Raw genomic sequence first — 20,789 nt, 5'->3', positions numbered from 1 at the left:
CTAGGCCCGCCGCGGGGAATGCTGGTTTTCCCGAGCAAATGGGCAGTTTCAGGCGCGTCCTCTCCAATGGCAGCCCATGGCAGCCGGGCGGGCGGCGCGGTCGGAACGACCCGCCGTGCCCGGTCTTACGAGAAAGCAACGCATGAAAGCCTCGCAATTCTTCATTTCCACCCTCAAGGAAGCACCCGCGGACGCGGAAATCGTGTCCCACAAGCTGATGATGCGCGCCGGCATGATCAAGAAGCTTGGCGCCGGTATCTACAGCTACATGCCGGTGGGGCTGCGCGTGATCCGCAAGGTGGAGAACATCGTGCGCGAGGAAATGAACCGCGCTGGTGCGGTGGAACTGTCGATGCCGGTCATCCAGCCGGCCGAGCTCTGGCAGGAAACGGGTCGCTGGGACAAGATGGGCCCGGAACTGCTGCGCCTGAAGGATCGCCACGAGCGCGATTTCGCCGTCCAGCCCACGTCCGAGGAAGTCGTGACCGATATCGCCCGCAGCGATATCCGCAGCTACAAGCAACTGCCGGTCAATTTCTATCAGATTCAGACCAAGTTCCGCGACGAGCGCCGTCCCCGCTTCGGGATCATGCGCGGCCGCGAATTCACGATGAAGGACGCGTACTCGTTCGACCGTGACGTGGAGGGCCTGAAGGTCTCGTACCGGAACATGTACGACGCTTATACGCGCATCTTCCAGCGTTTCGGCCTGGAGTTCCGCGCCGTGGCGGCCGACAACGGCGCCATTGGCGGCTCCGGTTCGCACGAGTTCCACGTGATTGCAGAGACTGGCGAAGACGCCATCGTCTATTGCCCCACGTCGGAGTACGCGGCCAATATGGAAGCTGCCGAGGCCCTGCCGCTGCAGGCCGAGCGCGCTGCACCGGCCGAGGAACTGAAGAAGACCTCGACGCCCGAGAAGGCCAAGTGCGAGCACGTGGCCGAGTTCCTGGGCATCCCGCTGGCACGCACGGTCAAGTCGATTGTGCTGGCCACCGAGGGCGATGCGGGCGTGCAGATCTGGCTATTGCTGATCCGTGGCGACCACGAACTGAACGAAGTGAAGGCATCGAAGGTGGCGGGCCTGACTGAGTTCCGATTCGCCACCGAAAGCGAGATCGTCGACACGTTCGGCTCGCCCCCGGGCTACCTCGGCCCGATCGGCACGAAAAAGCCAGTCAAGCTGGTGGCGGACCGCACGGTGGCCAACATGGCCGATTTCTGCTGCGGCGCCAACGAGCGCGATTATCACTACACGGGTGTGAACTGGGGCCGCGACCTGCCCGAGCCCGTGGTGGCGGATCTGCGCAACGTGGTGGCTGGCGATGCTTCGCCGGACGGCAAGGGCACGCTGGAAATCTGCCGCGGGATCGAGGTGGGCCACGTGTTCATGCTCGGCACGCGCTACTCGGAATCGATGCGCGCCACGTATCTCGACGAGAACGGCCAGACCCAGCCGATGCAGATGGGCTGCTACGGCATTGGCGTGACCCGTATTCTGGGCGCGGCAATCGAGCAGAACTACGACGAGCGCGGCATCATCTGGCCGGCCGCCATCGCCCCGTTCGCGGTGGTGGTGTGCCCGGTAGGCTATGACCGCAACGAAGCCGTGAAGGCCGAGGCCGATCGCATCCACGCTGAACTGCTGGCTGCGGGCATCGACGTGATCCTGGACGACCGTGGCGAGCGCCCGGGCGTGATGTTTGCCGACTGGGAGCTGATTGGCGTGCCGCACCGCGTGGTCGTGGGCGACCGTGGCCTGAAGGAAGGCAACGTCGAGTACCAGGGCCGACGCGACGCGCAGGCGACGCCGGTCGCCGTGGCCAACGTGGTTGCGCATGTGCGTGGCCTGCTGGCCGGCTGATCGGTCGCCTATCGTCATGCGCCTGGTGTTTCGTCAATCTGCTCTCACGATGCCGCGCCGCTGGTCTGCGGCGCTCGCCGCGGCCTTGCTACTCTGTGCCGTGGCGATGCCCGCCCATGCCGGCGCGCAGAAGGAGGAGGCACTCGCCGATTCCGTCCGTGGCGCGCTGGCCGCAGCCATCGCCGACAACCGTCCCGTGCGCCCGACGTTTGCGTCAGGCGGCGAGAAGATGGGCTACCTGAAGTGGCTCGGGGAGATGTCGGTGCGGCTGGAGTCGCGGATGCCGAACCCGCAGGCGCGCGTCGAGCTGATCGAATCCGTCTATTACGAAGCCAAGCGCGCGGGACTGGAGCCATCGCTGGTGCTGGGCCTGGTGCAGGTCGAGAGCGGTTTTCGGAAGTATGCGATCAGCTCGGCGGATGCGCGCGGGTTGATGCAGGTGATGCCGTTCTGGGTGCGCACCATCGGCGACGGTGACACGCGCAAGCTGTTCCATCTGCAAAGCAACCTGCGCTACGGTTGCACGATCCTGCGCCACTACCTCGATCGCGAGAATGGCGACCTGTTCCTGGCGCTGGGCCGCTACAACGGCAGCCGGGGACGTCCCGAGTATCCGAACGCGGTGCTTGCCGCATGGAAGCGCTGGCAGTACTCGGAAGCCACCGTGACGATTGCTGGCGATCCCGATGGCGCGGCGCCGGTTGTCAATACGCCGTCGCGCCGAACGCTGCCGCCGGAACTGCCCGCGCGCAATCCTTTCTCGCCGCAGCGGCTGGCCAATCCGTCATGACGCGCGAACACCGCACGGGCTACAGCGCTTCGTCGCCCGAGCTTGAACAGTGGTTGCGTCGCCATATCGAGCAGGGCTTCGACGCCGAATCGCTGGTGCTGTCGATGCTGCGCTCGGGGTACGACGCCGCGTTTGCACGCGATACGGTGAATGCTGCGCTGGGCCATCGTGCGCCGATCCGGCCAACGCCGGCGCAGGCGCCCGTGCCGATGCAGGCTCGGCAGCCGATGCTTCAGCCTACCGCCGGGGCAACTGCGCAGGCGATGCCTGAGGCCGGTGCCGGCAGCAACGTCTTCCGCCACGAAGGACGCGAGATCCCGATTCTCTTCGCATTCGAAGCACCGCGCATCCTGCTTCTGCAGAACCTGCTCGACGGCACCGAGTGCGACGCGCTGATATCGCTCGCAAGAGACCGGCTGCATCGCTCGCCGGTGGTCAATCCCGATACCGGTGCCGAGAACCTGATCGACGCCCGCACCAGCATGGGCGCGATGTTCCAGGTGGGCGAGCACGCGCTGATCGAGCGGATCGAGGCGCGCATCGCCGCAGTAACGGGCCTGCCCGCCGACCATGGCGAGGGCCTGCAGATCCTGAACTACAAGCCCGGCGGCGAGTATCAGCCGCACTTCGATTTCTTCAATCCGCAACGCCCTGGCGAAGCGCGCCAACTGCGCGTCGGTGGTCAGCGCGTTGCCACGCTGGTGATCTACCTGAACAGCCCGCCAGCAGGCGGTGCCACGGCGTTTCCACGACTTGGACTCGAAGTCGCACCGGTCAAGGGCAATGCGGTGTTCTTCAGCTACAAGCTCCCCGACGGTGGACTCGACGAGCGCACGCTGCACGCGGGGTTGCCGGTGGAGTCGGGCGAGAAGTGGATCGCCACCAAGTGGCTGCGCGAACTGCCGTATCGCAGCAAGCCTTGAGCCCGTCATGACGGCCAAGGCCACCCGATACTGGTTCGATCCTGCCTTGCCGATGGTCGAGAGTCGCAGTGCCTGCGACAGTCGGGCCGCCTATCTTCCGCATACCCATCCCACGGTCTCGGTTGGCGCCGTCGACGCTGGCCGGAGCGTCTTTACCCACGACCCGTACGTCACGCGACTCGCGCCGGGCGCAGTGGTCTGGGTGCCGGCTGGTTGCGTCCACGCGTGTAATCCCGAGCCCGATGCAGCGTGGAGCTACCAGATGATCCATATCGAAGCGGCCTGGGCCGATGCGGTGCTCGACGAGGCCGGTCGGGCCGGGCTGCGGCGCATCCACGTCACGCATGATGAGGAGGCTTACGCGGCAGTCTGCGCGCTGAATGCCGTGCTGTTTTCCGATAGCGATCCTGTGGAAAAGGAATCGGCGCTGGTGGCATGTATCGGCGACCTGCAGGAGATGCTCGGCGATGGCATGGATGCCCAACGCAGCGATGCCCAGGACCTGCACGATGTCACCGCAATGCTGCAGTCGCGTCATGACGATCGCCTGCCGCTGGCCGAACTGGCTGCTGTGGCGGGCCTGAGCCGTTATCAGTTGATCCGGCAGTTCCGCGCGCAGTTCGGCATGACGCCCCATGCCTATCAGCTCGACATTCGCATCAACCGCGCGCGACACCTGCTGCGCCAGGGCGACGCACCAGCGGACGTGGCGCAGCAGCTCGGGTTTGCCGATCAGAGCCATTTTCACCGGGCCTTCCGGCAGCGGGTAGCGATGACGCCGGGCGCGTATCAGCGCGTTGGCTGAATCCGCTGAATCCGCTGAATCCACCGAATCGGGCCGGGCGCAATTTTCTACAATCCTCGCCGCGCCGATCTCTCCAGACTCCGTCCCTTTGCGGCATGGAGTATGGCGATGGAACATTTTCCCTGGCAGCAGTTTGCGATGGTCGCGGGCGCGCACGCGCTGGCATTGTTGAGTCCCGGGCCGGACTTCTTCCTGGTTGTGTGCGCGGCGATGGTCGAGGGCGTGCGGCGCGCCTCGGGCGTGTGCCTGGGCATCGCGCTGGGCAACGGTGTCTATATCGCGCTGGCGATGGCGGGACTCGCGGCATCGGCAGGTGTCAACGGCGTCTTCATCACCTTGCAATGGTCGGGCTGCGGCTATCTGGCGTGGATGGGCTGGCGATTCCTGCGCGCGCACGGGAGTGTAGAGATACTCTCCGACCAGACCGATACCGCGCCGCGCGGCGCTTGGCTCATGCACGTGGGCACGGGCTTTCTCTCGGCTGTGCTGAATCCCAAGAACGGGTTGTTCTACGCGAGCCTGTTCGCCGTCCTCGCCGGGCAGCGCACACCGCTCGCCGCGCAGGCGGCCTATGGCGTCTGGATGTTTGGCGTGGTGTTGCTGTGGGATGTGGCGGTGGCCGCAGCTGTCCGTCATCCGGCGGTGATGCGGCGGTTTGTCCGCTCGGTGCGAACCTTGGAACGGATGACCGGGGCAGTGCTGTTGGGAATGGCGATCGCCGTGGCCGTCAATGCTGCGCGGCACTAGCCTTCCAGAGCACCCAGCCCCGTACCGGCACTTTTTGATCTAACTGTATCGGTACTGTACCGTTTGCCGTCCATAGACTGAGCGCCTGTCCTGATTTTCCTGGAGCGCCGTCATGGCTCTGACCCTTCCTCCCGAACTTGCAGCAAGCACTGGCGCGCTGATGGCCTATGCGGCTTTCGTGCTCGTCTCGTCGATCACCCCCGGTCCCAACAACACGATGCTGCTTGCCTCGGGCGTGAACTTTGGCCTGCGCCGGACGGTGCCGCATTTGTTTGGCATCTGCATCGGCATGGTGATCATGATGATCGTGGTCGGGCTAGGGTTGGGATCGGTGTTCACGGCGTTTCCGTGGACGTGGAGCGTGCTGCGCGTGGCGGCCACAGCGTACTTAGTCTGGCTGGCCTGGAAGCTGGCCACGGCGGGCGGATTGCAGGATCGCGAGGTGGCACGGCCGATGAGCTTTCTGCGCGCGGCGGCGTTCCAGTGGGTGAATCCGAAGGCGTGGGTGATGGCGGTGGGCGCATGCAGCGCCTATGTACTGCATCCCAATCTGTGGGTCAATGCCACGCTGATGGCGGCGCTGTGCGGCGTGGTGAACCTGCCGAGCATCACGACTTGGGCAGTGTTTGGCGCCGCGCTGCGGCAGTGGCTGGCGAATCCGCGCGTGCTGCGCGTGTTCAATGTGACGATGGCGCTGTTGCTGCTGGCTTCCCTGTATCCCATCCTCGGCGCCCATCCGCACTGAGCGGGGCGCCGGGAGGGGTGGACAGACTGAGGTTCAGACCAGGGCGCGGATGGCGCCGAGGTTGCGCCAGTAGCCCTTGACGTCCATGCCGCAACCGAAGACGTAGCGATCCGGCACCTTGAAGCCGCAGAAGTCCGGATGCATCGGCTTGAGCTTGGTGAGCGTCTTCTCGCACAGCACGGCGGCGTGGAATTCCTTGGCGCCCATGTCCATGATGCGCTGGCGGATGGCGGCCATGGTCTCGCCTTCGTCCAGGATGTCGTCGAGCACCAGCACCACACGGTCCTTGACCGATTCGCGCGGTGCCACGCGCCACTGCATTTCGCCGCCCACGGTCTTGTTGTTGTAGCGCGAGAGGTGGATGTAGTCGAACTCCAGCGGGAACTGCAGCTTGGGCAGCAGCATGCCGGTGAAGACCACGGCACCGCCCATCACGGACAGCACCAGCGGGAAGGCATCGCCCATCTTCTCCGTGATATCGCCGGCCATGCGGTCCAGCGACTCCTGCACCTCGGCGGCGCTGACGATCTCTTCGGAGCTGGCCCAGAGTTCGCGGGCCTGTTCAGCGGTCATCATATTGTGTGTCCTGTTTCGTAGTGTCTTGCGGATGCAGCCGCCGGTCAGCGGTTGAACAGGCCCTTCATGCCGCCCTTCATCCCACCCATCTGGCGCATCATCTTCATCATGCCGCCGCCCTTGAGCTTCTTCATCATGCCTTGCATCTGGTCGAACTGGTTCAGGAGGCGATTGACTTCCTGTACCGGCACGCCCGCGCCCGCCGCGATACGGCGCTTGCGGCTGGCCTTGATCAGTTCCGGCTTGGCACGTTCGGCCGGCGTCATGCTGTTGATGATGCCTTCCATGCGGCCCACGGATTTCTCGGCCTGATCCATGTTGGCACCCTGGGCCTGCTGTGCGAACTGCGCGGGCAGCTTGTCCACCAGGCTGCCAATGCCGCCCATCTTCTTCATCTGGCCGATCTGCGCCTTGAAGTCTTCCAGGTCGAAGCCGCCCGTCTTCTTGATCTTCTTGGCCAGCTTCTCGGCGGCTTCCATGTCCACGCCGCGCTGGGCTTCCTCGACCAGTGCAAGGATGTCGCCCATGCCCAGGATTCGCTGGGCCATGCGGTCGGCGTGGAAGGCTTCCAGGCCGTCGAGCTTTTCGCCCACGCCCACGAACTTGATCGGGCGGCCCGTGATGTGACGCACGGACAACGCCGCACCGCCGCGCGCATCGCCATCAAGCTTGGTCAGCACGACACCGGTCAGCGGCAGGGCGTCGTTGAACGCCTTGGCGGTGTTCACGGCATCCTGGCCCAGCATGGCATCGACCACGAACAGCGTCTCGGCGGGCTTCAGTTCCGTATGGAGCGCGGCGATCTCCTGCATCATCGCCTCGTCGATACCGAGCCGGCCGGCCGTGTCGACGATCAGCACATCGTGGTAGTGCTTGCGCGCCCAGTCGAGCGCGGCGCGAGCGATATCGATAGGCTTCTGGTCAGGCTGCGACGGGAAGAAGTCCGCACCCACCTGTTCGGATACGGTCTTGAGCTGGGCGATAGCGGCGGGACGATACACGTCGCACGATACCGTCAGCACCTTCTTCTTGCGGTTTTCCTTGAGCCACTTGGCCAGCTTGCCGGTGGTGGTGGTCTTGCCGGCGCCCTGCAGGCCGGCCATCAGGATGATGGCGGGAGGCTGGACGTTCAGGTTCAGCTCGTTGGCCTTGGCATCGGCCAGCGCTTCATCGCCGCCGATGATGGCCGTAAGTTCGCGCTGCACCACGCCCACGAGCGCCTGGCCCGGGGTGAGGCTGGTGACCACGTCCTCGCCAAGGGCCTTTTCCTTGACGCGGGCAATGAAGTCGCGCACGACTGGCAGCGCCACGTCGGCTTCGAGCATGGCAAGGCGCACTTCGCGCAGCATCTCGGCGGTATTGGCCTCGGTCAGTCGGGCCTCGCCGCGCATGGTCTTGACGACCCGCGCCAGGCGTTGAGTGAGGTTATCCAGCATGGCAGGAAAGGGGGGAGGAGGTTCGGCTTGTGTGCGGGGCGCAGCGGGCTTTCGCGGGTAATGTGGCGGCGATCCATCGTCCGGATTCCCCGCGAACCGCCCGTGTAAGCACTAGGGTAAACTGCGTAAATGGCCATTGTACTGTATGCCCTGACGGCACTTCTCTACTGCGCCCTGGCCGTTCACGGCTGGGCAACGCGCAACCCGCGGCTCGCAACGGCCGGTGGGGCGACACTTGGCCAGCCCGGAAGACCGGGCGCGGCGGCCGCAGCCGTGCTGATGCCCGGCCCTGGCGCGCGTACGGAAGGCCAGCCGGCCTGGTGGCACGGACTGGTCATGGCGGCGCTGGTCAGCCACGGCATGCTGCTGCACGAAACGATCTTCCCCGCAGACCGCATGATCTTCGGCTTCGCGTTTGCGCTGTCGGCGATGTTGTGGCTCGGCGTGGGCATCTACTGGATCGAAAGCTTTTTCTTCTCGCTGGCGGGACTCGGGCTGATCGTGTTTCCCGTGGCGATGCTGGCCAGCCTGATCCCGCTGGCATTCCCCGGTACGCAGATCCTTGGCTACGCTGCACGACCGCTGTTCAAGTTGCATTTCGTGATTGCCAACGTGGCGTATGGCCTGTTCACCCTGGCCGCCTTCCACGCTTTCCTGATGCTGCTGGCGGAGCGCCGCCTGCACGGTTTCACCCGGCCCGCAACGGGCGAACGGGCGCCGGATCAGTGGCTGGGCCGCTGGCTGGATCTGCTGCCGCCGCTGCTCACGCTGGAGAAGCTGCTTTTTCGCCTGATCGCCGCAGGATTCGTGCTGCTGACGCTGACGATCGTCTCGGGATTCCTGTTCTCCGAGCAATTGTTCGCCCGGGCCTTCCGTGTGGATCACAAGACCGTATTCGCGATCATCTCGTGGTTGATGTTCGGCGGCATCCTGATCGGGCGTGTCTATCGCGGATGGCGTGGACGCACTGCGCTGCGCTGGGTGATCGCCTCGTTCGGCATCCTGCTGCTGGCCTATGTGGGCAGCCGCTTCGTGATCGAGGTGGTATTGCACCGGCTGGTCTGACCTGCGGCCGGTCTGCTTCTCTACATTTCTCCCGCTTTTTCTGCTTTCTTCCGCGACTCCGACCCATGGCAAGAATCTTTCTACTGCTGGCTGTCGTGCTGGGTATCGTCTGGTGGATCCGGTCGCGCGCCAGTGCACGGGATGAGGCCAGCCGGACCAACTCCGCGCAGCAACGCCAGCAGGCAGCGACCGAGGCATCGACCGGCGATGGCGCTATCGAGCCGATGGTGCAATGCGCGCAATGCGGCGTCCACCTGCCGCGCACCGATGCCATTGCCTGGCGCGGCCTGCATTATTGCCGCCGCAGCCATCTGCCCGATTCGTCTGCTGAAGGCGGCGCGTGATGAAGCGGGCGCCGGGATGGTCGTCGCTGAACGGCTGGCGCATGCTGGTCGATCTCTGGCGCCAGCCCGAGCCGCCTGAATTTCACTGGCGCCTGCTCCGCTATTTCTGCTGGACCCGGTTGGCAATGGCTCTGCTGCTGTTCGGCTATGCCTGGCTCCCCATGGAGCGCGGTACGGCGGACATGTCGATTGCCATCGCCACCAGCGCCCGCACTGCCGCGGCCATTCCGGTCGTGTTGCCGTACCTGCTGATCGGCATCCTCTCGCTGGTAGCCTCGTTCTGGCGGCGCCATTTTCACTTGCGCGTGCGCGTGCAGGTCATCGTCGACCTGATGTTGCTCGCGGCCGTCTATACGGTGATGGGCCGCAGTGGCAGCCACGGCGAAGGGCTGGCGATGATCTTCCTGCTGCCCGCACTGGAGGCTGGCGCGCTGACCAGCCTGCTGTTTGCGCTGTCGGCGGCCGCCGTGTCCGCCATGCTGGTAATGGCCAACCCGTTCCTGCAGACCCTGCTGGCGCGGCAGGCAGACGCCAACCTGCTGGGCTCGGGCCTGTTCGGGCTGGTCTTCATGATCGCGGCATGGCTGATGTACATGCTGGCCAATCGGCAGATCGCCCAGGAGCAACTGGCGCTGGCGCGCGAACAGGAGCTGCGGCTGCAGCAGTTGGTGAACCGGCTGATGGTCAACGACATGCAGGATGGCGTGATGTTGGTGCGCGCCAACGGCGTGGTGGTGGCGGCCAATCCGGCAGCGTTCGTGCTGCTGGGGGTGCAGCCCAACGAGCGGATTCGCGAAGGGCAGGTGCGCGCCGGGGAGCGTGAGAACGCGTTGTTCGACCTGCGCCGGATTGCGCGGCTGCAGCCGTTGATGGAAATGCTGCGCGACTGGATCGCGCGCAAGGACGATGTGCCGCGCATCCTGCAGTTGCTGCCGCTGCCGTCGCGTCCCACCTCCGCGCGCAGTCCGATGCTGCATACCCGGCTGCGCCTGCGCTTTGTGCTGCCCGGGCTGGCCGGCTTGCGTTCGACGCTATCCAGTGTGATGACGTCGCCGACCGGGCTCGACACCGCAAGCTGGAATGACCTGTCTCCCGAGGGCGCGGCGCGGCTGCGGCTGGCCATCGCGCAGAACGAGGCCATGGCATGGAGTCCGGCCGACGAGACGCTGCTGCGCAGCGAGATGCGTGACACGGTGCTGGTGCACATCGAAAGCTGGGAGCGGATTGCCGAGCAGGTGCAGCAGGAAAAACTCGCGGCGATGGGCCGGCTGGTGGCCAGCGTGGCGCACCAGATCCGCAACCCGCTGGCGGCGATCAGCCAGGCCAATGAACTGCTGGCCGATTCGGGCGCGGGGGAGGGCGGTGAAGGCAATATCGATGCACGCCTGCTGCGCATCATTAGCGACAACGTGCGGCGGCTGGATCAGGTGATTTCCGACGTACTGCAACTCTCGCGACGTCCGAAGACCGGTCACAGTTCGGCGGATCTTTCACAGGCGTTGCCGGACATCGTGGATCGCTGGCGGGCGGAGATGCGCTCGCGGGCCGGCACGCGCACCGACGTGAATCCCAATGCCATCCGCGTGACAGTGGACCTGCGACGGCCCGTGATCTTCGATACGGCGCAGTTGCAGCAGGTGCTGGGCAATCTCCTGGACAACGCCTGGCGCTACTGCAGCCGGCTGCCGGGGTCGATCCGGCTGCTGGCCCATGCGCTGGACCAGCACCATGCCGAACTGATCGTCTGGAACGATGGCGCCGAGGTGACGCGCGAGCAGCAGCGCAGTCTGTTCGAGCCGTTCTTCACCAGCAACCCGCAAGGCACCGGGCTGGGCCTGTTCATGGCGCGCGAGCTGTGCGGCGCCAACGATGCGCAGGTGCGCTACGGCACCGTGGCGCTGGAGGCGTTGCTGGAACGCACGGGCATGCTGGCCGGCGGGGCTCGCGATACACTGCCGGCCAAAGCCTTCGTGCTGACGATGCGCATCGAGACCCCCGACACCGTCGCTGCTGCTTCGCCAAGTTGACACCACAATAAAGACGCCTCCCAACATGCCCGCCAGACCGTCCGCTCCTGATCCGATCCTCGTCATCGACGACGAGGCAGACCTGCGCGAACTGCTCGACATTTCGCTACGCCGCATGGGCCACGATGTGGTCATGGCCGGCTCCCTGGCCGAGGCGCGCATCCGGCTGGCCGAGCGCCGCTACAGTCTGGTGTTGACCGATATGCGGCTGGGCGACGGACTCGGCATCGAGATCGTGCGGCAACTGTCGGCCTCGCCCGAGCGCACGCCGGTGGCCGTGATCACCGCATATGGCAGCGCGGACAATGCCGTGGATGCGCTCAAGGCGGGCGCGTTCGACTACATCGCCAAGCCGGTGTCGCTCGATCAGTTGCGCACGCTGATCCTCAACGCGCTGGGCCGCCACCAGCGCATGCCGGCGGATGGTGCGGTGGCTGCAGAGGGCGCGGAGATCGCCGATTTGGGCGATCGCGCTGCCGGGCTACTGCCTGGGCAGTCGGCGGCCATCCAGGAGGTGCGCCGGTCCCTGACGCGGCTGGCCCGCAGCATGGCGCCGGTGGTGATCAGTGGCGAGTCCGGCAGCGGCAAGGAGCGCGCGGCGCGGGCCATCCACGCCATCAGCGCGCGATCCGTGCATCCATTCGTGGCCGTGAACTGCGGCGCGATTCCGGAAACGCTGATGGAGTCCGAATTCTTCGGCCATGTGAAGGGTGCCTTCACGGGCGCGGATGCTGAACGCGGTGGCTTTTTCCAGGCCGCGCACGGCGGCACGCTGATGCTCGACGAGGTGGCCGACCTGCCGCTGGCCATGCAGGTCAAGCTGCTGCGCGCACTGCAGGAGCGGCGCGTGCGCAAGATCGGCGCCAGCAAGGAAGACAGCGTCGATGTGCGCGTCATGTGCGCGAGCCACAAGGATCTGGCCGCGATGGTGGCCGCCGGCACGTTCCGCCAGGATTTGTATTACCGGCTCAACGTGCTGGAACTGCGCATGCCCACGCTGCGCGAGCGCGGTGAAGACGTGCCGGTGCTGGCGCGGGCGATCCTGGAACATCTGGCGGTGCGTTACGGCGACGCGCATCCGAAGCGGCTGTCGCGCGAGGCGCTGGAGCGTTTGCGTGCCTACCCGTTCCCGGGCAACGTGCGGGAACTCGAAAACCTGCTCGAACGTGCCTACGCGTTTGCGGAGACCGAAGAGATCGAGGTGGCCGACCTGGGGCCGCTCGAAGCCGGCATGGAGCGCGCGAACCTGCTGCAGCCGCGCGGGCCCCACATGGGCCAGATGCCGCCAGTCCAGATGGCGCCGCCGCCTGCCTATCAGGCTTGGGGTTCGACGTCGGGCTGGTCTGCTCCCTCGCACGCACCGGCTGGTGTAGCGGGAATATCGAGTCAGCCGGAGGAGCCGGAACTGCCGGCCGAACCGGCGCCGCTGACAGCCGTGCGGGAAAGCGATCCGTTGGCCGAGGCATTGGCCGGACTCGCGCTACCGATCAACCTGCCGGCCCGGCTCGAAGCCATGGAGCGGGAACTGATTCTTCGCGCGCTACACCAGACCGGCTTCAACCGCACGGCTGCTGCGCCGTTGCTGGGCCTGAACTTCCGACAGTTGCGATATCGCATCCAGCAGCTCGGGATTCGCGATGAGCGGGAAGGGCGTGATGGCCGGGACGGTGGCGACGCCAGCGAGGACGGTGAATCGCTCGCCGAAAACGAGGGCCGCGATGGCTGACCGCGGCGCGCTGGGCAACCAGCCTGGCTACCTGCCCGATGCCGATGGCTGGGTGCCCGCCGCGCGGCGCGTGCCGTCGCCGAACTTCGACGCGCGCCCGGATGGCATGCCGGTGGACGTGGTGGTCATCCACAACATCAGCCTGCCGCCGGGACAGTTCGGCACCGGCGATATCGAGGCGTTCTTCCAGAACCGGCTCGATGCCTCGCGCCATCCTTTCTTCCAAACCATCCGCGATGTCCGGGTGTCGGCGCATTTCCTGATCTCCCGTGAAGGCGAACTGGTGCAGTTCGTGGCCTGCACGCAACGGGCCTGGCATGCCGGGCAGTCCGAGTACTGCGGACGGCAGCGTTGCAACGATTTCTCGATCGGCATCGAGATCGAGGGCACGGACGATGTGCCGTTCACCCCGGCCCAATACACGACGGCCGCCGCGTTGGTGGCTGCGCTGCGCACCGCCTATCCGATCCAGGGCGTTGCCGGACATAGCGATGTCGCACCCGGTCGCAAGACCGATCCGGGACCATGTTTCGATTGGGCCCGGTTCGTCACGCTGGCGAAGTTGCCTGTGGCGTTATTGCCATATTTGCGACAGGGCTAATTCGGTTTCGTATTCGTCATATCGGTGCAATGCCAATGTGACGGCGAGGTCGTATGCCTCCAAAGCGCGCAAATAACGGTACAATCGCCGCCCTTTTGAAGGGCCCCGCGCCCTGCTCCGGATCACCTATCGGATGATCCATGGTCATTAAAAAAATTTCGAGTTTTTGTGCGGCACCGAACGTGCTGCCGCCAACCCTTGCGGCAGCGCGCTTTGCGGGAATGTGGCGCCGCCGCATACCGCACCACGGTGTTGGAACGGCGCATGTCAAGTCTGTTCATTCACTCCCGTTTCACTATACTTAGCCCAGTTTTGAAACGGCACCACTAGATATAGTGGTACTTCCGGGGAGCCGGCCCTGATGTGGCGCGGGCGGCGCAGAGAGTGCGCAGCGTTCGCGTCATATTGGTCAACGGGCCGGGGTAGTGCCAGAAAGTCCCTAGCAAAGTGTTCGCAGTGCAGTTTGGTTCTCAACCGGCGACGCCGGTGCCGAGTGTCTTCTGAGGCGCATTTTGCTAGGGACTTTGTCGTCTTCTTATCAGTACTCAAAAAACACGGGGAGTTACCTCATGCAAACGGCCCAAAACGAACAGCAAACCACCGGCGTGGCCGGCATTGCCGGCGCGGCAGCCGGTACCGCGCAGCAGGGCGTCGCCGCTGCTGGCGTTTCGTATCAGGATTACAAGCTGATCCGTCGCAATGGCGCCGTGGTGTCGTTCGAGCCGAACAAGATCGCCGTGGCCATGACCAAGGCGTTCCTGGCTGTGAATGGCGGCCAGGGTGCAGCCTCTGCACGCGTGCGCGAGATCGTCGAGCAAATGACCCAGGGCGTGGTGCGCGCACTGGTGCGCAGCCGTCCGAACGGCGGCACGTTCCATATCGAGGACGTGCAGGATCACGTGGAACTGGCGCTGATGCGCTCGGGCGAGCATGAGGTGGCCCGTGCCTATGTGCTGTACCGCGAGAAGCGTACGCAGGAACGCGCCCAGGCCAATGCCCAGGCGGTGGCGCGTGTGCAGGAAGGCGGCGTGTCGGTCAACGTGAACGACAACGGCGTGGTGCATCCGCTGGACCTGGTGGCGCTGCACGCGCTGATCGACAACGCCTGCAGCGGTCTCGGCAATGCCGTGAGCGCAGAGCCGATCCTGAAGGAAACGCTCAAGAACCTGTACGACGGCGTGCCGATGACGCAGGTCTACGACTCGGCCATCCTGGCTGCGCGTACGCTGATCGAGAAGGACCCGGCCTACAGCCAGGTTACGGCTCGTATCCTGCTGCACACGATCCGCAAGGAAATCCTGGGCGCCGAAGTGACCCAGAGCGAAATGTCGACGAAGTACGCCGAGTACTTCCCGAAGTTCATCGCACGCGGCATCGAAGCCGAACTGCTCGACGAGAAGCTGGCCACGTATGACCTGGCCCGCCTGGGCGCCGCGCTGGACGCCTCGCGCGACTTCCAGTTCAACTACCTGGGCCTGCAGACGCTGTACGACCGCTACTTCCTGCACGTGGAAGAGCAGCGCATCGAAATGCCGCAGGCGTTCTTCATGCGCGTGGCCATGGGCCTGGCGCTGGAAGAGAAGGATCGCGAAGCCCGCGCCATCGAGTTCTACCAACTGCTGTCGTCGTTCGACTTCATGTCGTCGACCCCGACGCTGTTCAACTCGGGCACGCGCCGCTCGCAGCTGTCGTCGTGCTACCTGACCACGGTGTCGGACGACCTCGAAGGCATCTACGAAGCCCTGAAGGAAAACGCGCTGCTGTCGAAGTTCGCCGGCGGCCTGGGCAACGACTGGACCAACGTGCGTGCGCTGGGCTCGCACATCAAGGGCACCAACGGCAAGAGCCAGGGCGTGGTGCCGTTCCTGAAGGTGGTCAACGACACGGCCGTGGCCGTGAACCAGGGCGGCAAGCGCAAGGGCGCGGTCTGCGCATACCTGGAGACGTGGCACCTGGATATCGAGGAATTCCTGGAGCTGCGCAAGAACACCGGCGACGACCGCCGCCGCACGCACGACATGAACACGGCCAACTGGATTCCGGACCTGTTCATGAAGCGCGTGATGGAGAACGCCGAGTGGACGCTGTTCTCGCCGTCCACCTGCCCGGACCTGCACGACAAGGTCGGCAAGGCCTTCGAGCAAGCCTACGTGGCCTACGAGGCCAAGGCCGCCAGCGGCGAGCTGAAGCTGTTCAAGAAGGTGCCGGCCATGCAGCTCTGGCGCAAGATGCTGGGCATGCTGTTCGAAACCGGCCATCCGTGGATCACGTTCAAGGACCCGTGCAACATCCGCAGCCCGCAGCAGCACGTGGGCGTGGTGCATAGCTCGAACCTCTGCACGGAAATCACGCTGAACACGAACGACAGCGAAATCGCCGTGTGCAACCTGGGTTCGGTGAACCTGGTGGCCCACCTGAAGCAGCAGGCCGACGGCACTCACGTGCTGGATCACGCCAAGCTGCAGAAGACGATCCGCACCGCGATGCGCATGCTCGACAACGTGATCGACATCAACTACTACGCGGTGGAGAAGGCGCGCAATTCGAACCTGCGCCACCGTCCGGTGGGCATGGGCATCATGGGCTTCCAGGATTGCCTGCACGTGCTGCGCACCCCGTACTCCAGCGACGCCGCGGTGAAGTTCGCCGATACGTCGATGGAAGCGGTCTGCTACTACGCGTACCACGCCTCGACCGAACTGGCCGAGGAACGCGGTCGCTACACCACGTACGAAGGCTCGCTGTGGGACCGTGGCATCCTGCCGCAAGACTCGCTGAAGCTGCTGGCCGAAGAGCGCGGCGGCTACCTGGACGTGGACATGTCGTCGTCGATGGACTGGACGTCGCTGCGTGCCCGCATCAAGCAGCACGGCATGCGCAACTCGAACTGCATCGCCATCGCCCCGACCGCCACGATCTCGAACATCATCGGCGTGTCCGCATGCATCGAGCCGACGTTCCAGAACCTGTACGTGAAGTCGAACCTGTCGGGCGAATTCACGGTGGTGAACGACTACCTCGTGCGTGACCTGAAGGCGCGCGGCCTGTGGGACGAGGTGATGGTTGCCGACCTGAAGTACTTTGACGGCTCGTTGGCCCGTATCGACCGCATTCCGCAAGATCTGCGCGACATCTACGCCACGGCGTTCGAAGTGGAACCGAGCTGGCTCGTGGAAGCGGCCAGCCGCCGCCAGAAGTGGATCGACCAGGCCCAGTCGCTGAACATCTACATGGCCGGCGCATCGGGCAAGAAGCTGGACGATACGTACAAGCAAGCCTGGCTGCGCGGCCTGAAGACGACGTACTACCTGCGTACGATGGCTGCCACGCACGTGGAGAAGTCCACTGTGTCGCGCGGCTCGCTGAACGCGGTGTCGTCGGGTTCGGACAACGGCTCGGCCATGGACGCCGCCGCTGCCGCAGCCCCGGCGATGCCCGAAGCCGAAGGCGCAGTCTGCACGATGCGCCCGGGCGACGCCGGATTCGACGAGTGCGAAGCCTGCCAGTAACAAACTGATTCACCCTCGGTCTGCTCCCCTCTCCCGCTGCGCGGGAGAGGGGCCGGGGGAGAGGGCGGACGCGTCAGATGCCACGGCGTCGCGCCAGAGCCGCCCCTAAATACTGCGAATTTCCGGAGAAACACCATGCTGAGCTGGGACGACGACGTTCAAGCCACCCCGCAGGCCGCACCGCAGCCTGCCCTGCAACCTGCATCCGCCGCATCGGCCGCCGTCGACCAGCATGGCGCACTGCCGCCGGCCGCCACGGCGCCGACTGGCATCCTGGGCAACAACCCCAACGCTGCCGCCGCGCAGAGCTCGCGCCGCGTGAGTGCCGCCGACAAGCGCGTGATCAACGGCGCCACCGACGTGAACCAGCTGGTGCCGTTCAAGTACAAGTGGGCGTGGGAAAAGTACCTGGCCGGCTGCGCCAATCACTGGATGCCGCAGGAAATCAACATGTCGCGCGACATCGCCCTGTGGAAGGACCCGAACGGGCTGACCGAGGACGAGCGCCGCATCATCAGCCGCAACCTCGGTTTCTTCGTGACGGCCGATTCGCTGGCCGCCAACAACATCGTGCTGGGCACCTACCGCCAGATCACGGCGCCGGAATGCCGCCAGTACCTGCTGCGCCAGGCTTTCGAGGAAGCCATCCACACGCACGCCTACCAGTACATCGTGGAGTCGCTCGGCCTGGACGAAGCCGAGATCTTCAACGCGTACCACGAGGTGAAGTCGATCCGCGACAAGGACGAGTTCCTGATCCCGTTCATCGACACGCTGACGGACCCGTCGTTCAAGACCGGCACGCCGGAAAACGATCAGAAGCTGCTGAAGAGCCTGATCGTGTTCGCCTGCATCATGGAAGGCCTGTTCTTCTACGTGGGCTTCACGCAGATCCTGGCGATGGGCCGCCAGAACAAGATGACCGGTGCCGCCGAGCAGTACCAGTACATCCTGCGCGACGAGTCGCTGCACTGTAACTTCGGCATCGACCTGATCAACCAGATCAAGCTCGAGAATCCGCACCTGTGGACGCCCGAGTTCAAGGCCGAGATCACGGAACTGTTCAAGAAGGCCGTGGACCTGGAATACCGCTACGCCGAGGACACCATGCCGCGCGGCGTGCTGGGCCTGAACGCACCGATGTTCAAGGGTTACCTGCGCTTCATCTGCAACCGCCGCTGCCAACAGATCGGCCTGGATCAGCTCTTCCCGAACGAGGAAAACCCGTTCCCGTGGATGAGCGAGATGATCGACCTGAAGAAGGAACGCAACTTCTTCGAAACGCGCGTGATCGAGTACCAGACCGGCGGCGCGCTGTCCTGGGATTGATCGGCGCGGCGACGACGAGACGCCACGATTGAAGGGTCGGCTGCAGCAGTACGAGAAGTCAAAAATGTAGAAACAAGTCCAGCAGCCAGGACGGGTGAGAGGCGGCCATCGGGTGAGAACCCGGTGGCCGTTTTTCTTTTTGGGGGCGATATCGGGCAACTTCACTTGATCCGATACCACCTCATCCCCCTTTTCAGAATCGGCTCAAATCGTTCGGCATTCCTCCTCCTTACGATGGCTTCCGACATCACCAAGGAGGTCGTCACGATGCAAGCTGTAGTGCTGGAAAACCTGGGGGAAGCGCCTCGCTTCGCCACATTTCGCGATCCGGTGGTTCGCGATCAGGAGGTCTTGGTACGCGTGGGTGCCGCCGCGATCCGTCCGGGCGATCTTAAGATTGCGCGGGGTCATCATCCGCGGATACCCATGGAACTGCCCCACATCTGCGGACGAGATGGCACGGGGTACATTGCCAACGGGCAGCCGGTGTACTTCCGGACCATCCGGAGTCCGTACGGGTCGATGGCAGAGTACGCGCCGGCGGATTGGACCGTGCCGATTCCGGAAGGCGTGGACATGGCAATGGCCGCCGCACTGATCGGGCCGGCAATGCGTGCCTGGCTGCCGCTGACCATGCGTGCCGACCTGGAGCCCGGCGAAACGGTGCTGGTGTTGGGCGCCTCGGGGATCATGGGGCGGCTGGCGGTGCAGGCCGCGCGCCTGCACGGCGCTGGCCGTGTGATCGTGGCGGGGCATCGTATCGACCTGCTATCGGTCACGGGGGCCGATGCGCTGATTGATCTCGGGCAATCGCCGAGCATGCTGCACTATGCATTTGCTTCGCATGTGGCGGACGGAATAGATGTCGTGCTCGATTTTGTATGGGGCGAGACCTTGGAATTGCTGCTGGCCGCGTTGATCGAGCCGGTGGGCGCCGCACACGCATCCGAGTACCGGGAGGTCCGCATCGTGTCCGTGGCAGAGCGTGGAGCGAGCAGCCTGATGATGGCGCCAACCGCGCTGCGGGATTCACGGGCCGTGTTGATGGGATCGGGGCCAGCGAATCATCCCGGTGTGGAGGACACGAGGCTGCTGGTCGAGGAAATCCTCGCTTGTATGCGCAAGGGCGACCTGCAGATGGTCGTGGATGCGATGCCGATGGTGTCGGTGGAGACCGCCTGGCAGGCCGCCCGCGACCCTGCGCGCAGGATCGTGCTGACGCTGGATTGAGGGACAGCGGGACAAAGGACCCTCAATCCAGCCTCTTGTCAGGCTGCCTTGCGCTGCTCCACCGGGGCTGCGCCTTCGGGCCGGCGTTCGCCGCCCAGGGCATCGGTGAGGTCGGTCAGCAGGCTGGCCAGTTCGCCGGCCATCAACGCGAAATCGGCGTCGAAACGTTCGGCTTCGTCATGGAGCGTGGCGTCGGCCTGCTCCTTGATGACGTCGAGCGGGTTCACGCGCTTGACGGCCAGCGCGTCGGTCAGCACAAAGGAGACACGGTCGTTCCACGTCATGGCCAGTCGCGTGCAGCGCTTGCCGGCGGCGATGTGGCGGCGCAGGTCTTCGGGATCGAGCGGATGGCGCACATAGCGGACCGTGGCCTTGCTCTCGTTGCTCGATTGGAGCTCGATTTCCTGATCGACTGTGAAGCCGGCCGGGGCGGTCTCGGTCGCCAGCCATTCGGTCATGGCGGCAACGGGCGAGAGGTTGACCTGCAGGCCGACTACCGGCAGCGGGTCGATGGCCTTGAACAGCATGCCGCGCACTTCGTCCGCCTTGGCAGTACCAGCAGCGTCGATGGCGAGCCAGCCGCTGACGGGATCGATCCAGACGCGCGTATCGCGTCGAATGCTGAACGCCCGGGGTAGCAGCTCCTCGGTGATCTGCTCCTTGAGTTCCTTGAGTTGCTTGCGGCCGGGCTTGAAGCCTTGCTGCTCTTCGAGTTCGGCGGCGCGTGCCTTGGTGACCTGGTTCACCACGGTGGCGGGCAGCAGCTTCTTCTCGGTTCGGAGCACCAGCAGCATCTGGCGGTTGACGGTATGCACGAGTTGGTCGTTATCGCGCGGCGATGCCCAGCCCTGGGTTTGCATTTCGAGGCTGGTGCCCGGATAGAACGCGTGCTTGGCCAGGCAGGCTTCCACGTCTTCGGCGCTCAGCGTCCACGGGGCGGAGAAACGATGGATCTGGAGATTCTTGAACCACATAGGGAATTCGGCCTCGCGTACGGATTGGAAATTGGCAAGGGACGAATTCTAACGGGTCGGGGCCGCGCGGCGCGCCAAGAAAAACGCCCATTGCGCGG

Annotated in this window: 17 protein-coding genes; 14 read left to right on the top strand and 3 right to left on the bottom strand. The window is 64.9% G+C overall.

What is annotated here, in order from left to right:
- The first annotated feature begins 142 nt into the window (after positions 1 to 142).
- From FFS21_RS02460 to FFS21_RS02435, 6 genes are all read left to right on the top strand, one after another.
- Positions 143 to 1,864, top strand: a complete 1,722-nt coding sequence (locus tag FFS21_RS02460; RefSeq protein WP_137923352.1) for a proline--tRNA ligase — start codon at positions 143 to 145, stop codon at positions 1,862 to 1,864.
- Between the two features lie 49 nt (positions 1,865 to 1,913).
- Complete coding sequence (locus FFS21_RS02455) at positions 1,914 to 2,654, top strand: lytic transglycosylase domain-containing protein (protein WP_137923395.1); 741 nt, start codon at positions 1,914 to 1,916, stop codon at positions 2,652 to 2,654.
- Positions 2,651 to 3,577 carry a 2OG-Fe(II) oxygenase gene (locus FFS21_RS02450; protein WP_137923351.1) on the top strand — a complete coding sequence of 309 codons (927 nt, stop codon included), beginning with the start codon at positions 2,651 to 2,653 and terminating at the stop codon, positions 3,575 to 3,577. The genes FFS21_RS02455 and FFS21_RS02450 overlap by 4 nt, the downstream gene beginning before the upstream one ends.
- 7 nt (positions 3,578 to 3,584) lie before the next feature.
- Positions 3,585 to 4,382, top strand: a complete 798-nt coding sequence (locus FFS21_RS02445; RefSeq protein ID WP_137923350.1) for an AraC family transcriptional regulator — start codon at positions 3,585 to 3,587, stop codon at positions 4,380 to 4,382.
- Between the two features lie 108 nt (positions 4,383 to 4,490).
- Positions 4,491 to 5,129 (top strand): LysE family translocator, encoded by a 639-nt coding sequence (locus FFS21_RS02440; protein ID WP_137923349.1) that lies wholly within the window; start codon positions 4,491 to 4,493, stop codon positions 5,127 to 5,129.
- 112 nt (positions 5,130 to 5,241) lie between these two features.
- On the top strand, positions 5,242 to 5,874 hold the full coding sequence (locus tag FFS21_RS02435) for a LysE family translocator (protein WP_137923348.1): 633 nt from the start codon (positions 5,242 to 5,244) through the stop codon (positions 5,872 to 5,874).
- 33 nt (positions 5,875 to 5,907) lie between these two features.
- On the opposite strand, the gene FFS21_RS02430 is transcribed toward FFS21_RS02435, so the two are convergent.
- Positions 5,908 to 6,450: a hypoxanthine-guanine phosphoribosyltransferase gene (locus FFS21_RS02430; protein WP_137923347.1), complete on the bottom strand. Its 543-nt coding sequence runs from the start codon at positions 6,448 to 6,450 to the stop codon at positions 5,908 to 5,910.
- 44 nt (positions 6,451 to 6,494) lie between these two features.
- A complete protein-coding gene (ffh, locus tag FFS21_RS02425; protein WP_137923346.1) occupies positions 6,495 to 7,886 on the bottom strand; it encodes a signal recognition particle protein in 1,392 nt (463 codons plus the stop codon).
- 129 nt (positions 7,887 to 8,015) lie between these two features.
- Here ffh and FFS21_RS02420 point away from each other — a divergent pair, with 129 nt between their 5' ends.
- The 8 genes from FFS21_RS02420 to FFS21_RS02385 all read left to right on the top strand — a co-directional run bounded on the left by FFS21_RS02420 (position 8,016) and on the right by FFS21_RS02385 (position 19,717).
- On the top strand, positions 8,016 to 8,951 hold the full coding sequence (locus FFS21_RS02420) for a cytochrome C assembly family protein (RefSeq protein ID WP_137923345.1): 936 nt from the start codon (positions 8,016 to 8,018) through the stop codon (positions 8,949 to 8,951).
- Positions 8,952 to 9,016: 65 nt separating this feature from the next.
- Positions 9,017 to 9,295: a PP0621 family protein gene (locus tag FFS21_RS02415; RefSeq protein WP_137923344.1), complete on the top strand. Its 279-nt coding sequence runs from the start codon at positions 9,017 to 9,019 to the stop codon at positions 9,293 to 9,295.
- A complete protein-coding gene (locus FFS21_RS02410; RefSeq protein WP_137923343.1) occupies positions 9,295 to 11,322 on the top strand; it encodes a PAS domain-containing sensor histidine kinase in 2,028 nt (675 codons plus the stop codon). The genes FFS21_RS02415 and FFS21_RS02410 overlap by 1 nt, the downstream gene beginning before the upstream one ends.
- A gap of 25 nt (positions 11,323 to 11,347) precedes the next feature.
- Positions 11,348 to 13,048: a sigma-54-dependent transcriptional regulator gene (locus FFS21_RS02405; RefSeq protein WP_137923342.1), complete on the top strand. Its 1,701-nt coding sequence runs from the start codon at positions 11,348 to 11,350 to the stop codon at positions 13,046 to 13,048.
- Positions 13,041 to 13,649, top strand: coding sequence for a 1,6-anhydro-N-acetylmuramyl-L-alanine amidase AmpD (ampD, locus tag FFS21_RS02400; protein ID WP_137923341.1), 609 nt, complete (start codon positions 13,041 to 13,043; stop codon positions 13,647 to 13,649). The genes FFS21_RS02405 and ampD overlap by 8 nt, the downstream gene beginning before the upstream one ends.
- A gap of 569 nt (positions 13,650 to 14,218) precedes the next feature.
- On the top strand, positions 14,219 to 17,158 hold the full coding sequence (locus FFS21_RS02395) for a ribonucleoside-diphosphate reductase subunit alpha (RefSeq protein ID WP_137923340.1): 2,940 nt from the start codon (positions 14,219 to 14,221) through the stop codon (positions 17,156 to 17,158).
- 135 nt (positions 17,159 to 17,293) lie between these two features.
- Positions 17,294 to 18,487 carry a ribonucleotide-diphosphate reductase subunit beta gene (locus FFS21_RS02390; protein ID WP_137923339.1) on the top strand — a complete coding sequence of 398 codons (1,194 nt, stop codon included), beginning with the start codon at positions 17,294 to 17,296 and terminating at the stop codon, positions 18,485 to 18,487.
- A 234-nt stretch (positions 18,488 to 18,721) separates the two neighbouring features.
- Positions 18,722 to 19,717 carry a quinone oxidoreductase family protein gene (locus FFS21_RS02385; protein WP_502705148.1) on the top strand — a complete coding sequence of 332 codons (996 nt, stop codon included), beginning with the start codon at positions 18,722 to 18,724 and terminating at the stop codon, positions 19,715 to 19,717.
- A 38-nt stretch (positions 19,718 to 19,755) separates the two neighbouring features.
- Here the strand turns inward: FFS21_RS02385 and FFS21_RS02380 are convergent, their stop codons facing one another.
- On the bottom strand, positions 19,756 to 20,691 hold the full coding sequence (locus FFS21_RS02380; RefSeq protein ID WP_137923337.1) for a recombination-associated protein RdgC: 936 nt from the start codon (positions 20,689 to 20,691) through the stop codon (positions 19,756 to 19,758).
- Positions 20,692 to 20,789: the final 98 nt, after the last annotated feature.

Source organism: Cupriavidus sp. 2SB (genome assembly GCF_005503625.1).
Classification (GTDB): domain Bacteria; phylum Pseudomonadota; class Gammaproteobacteria; order Burkholderiales; family Burkholderiaceae; genus Cupriavidus.
This window is presented reverse-complemented; position numbering and strand designations above follow the sequence as displayed.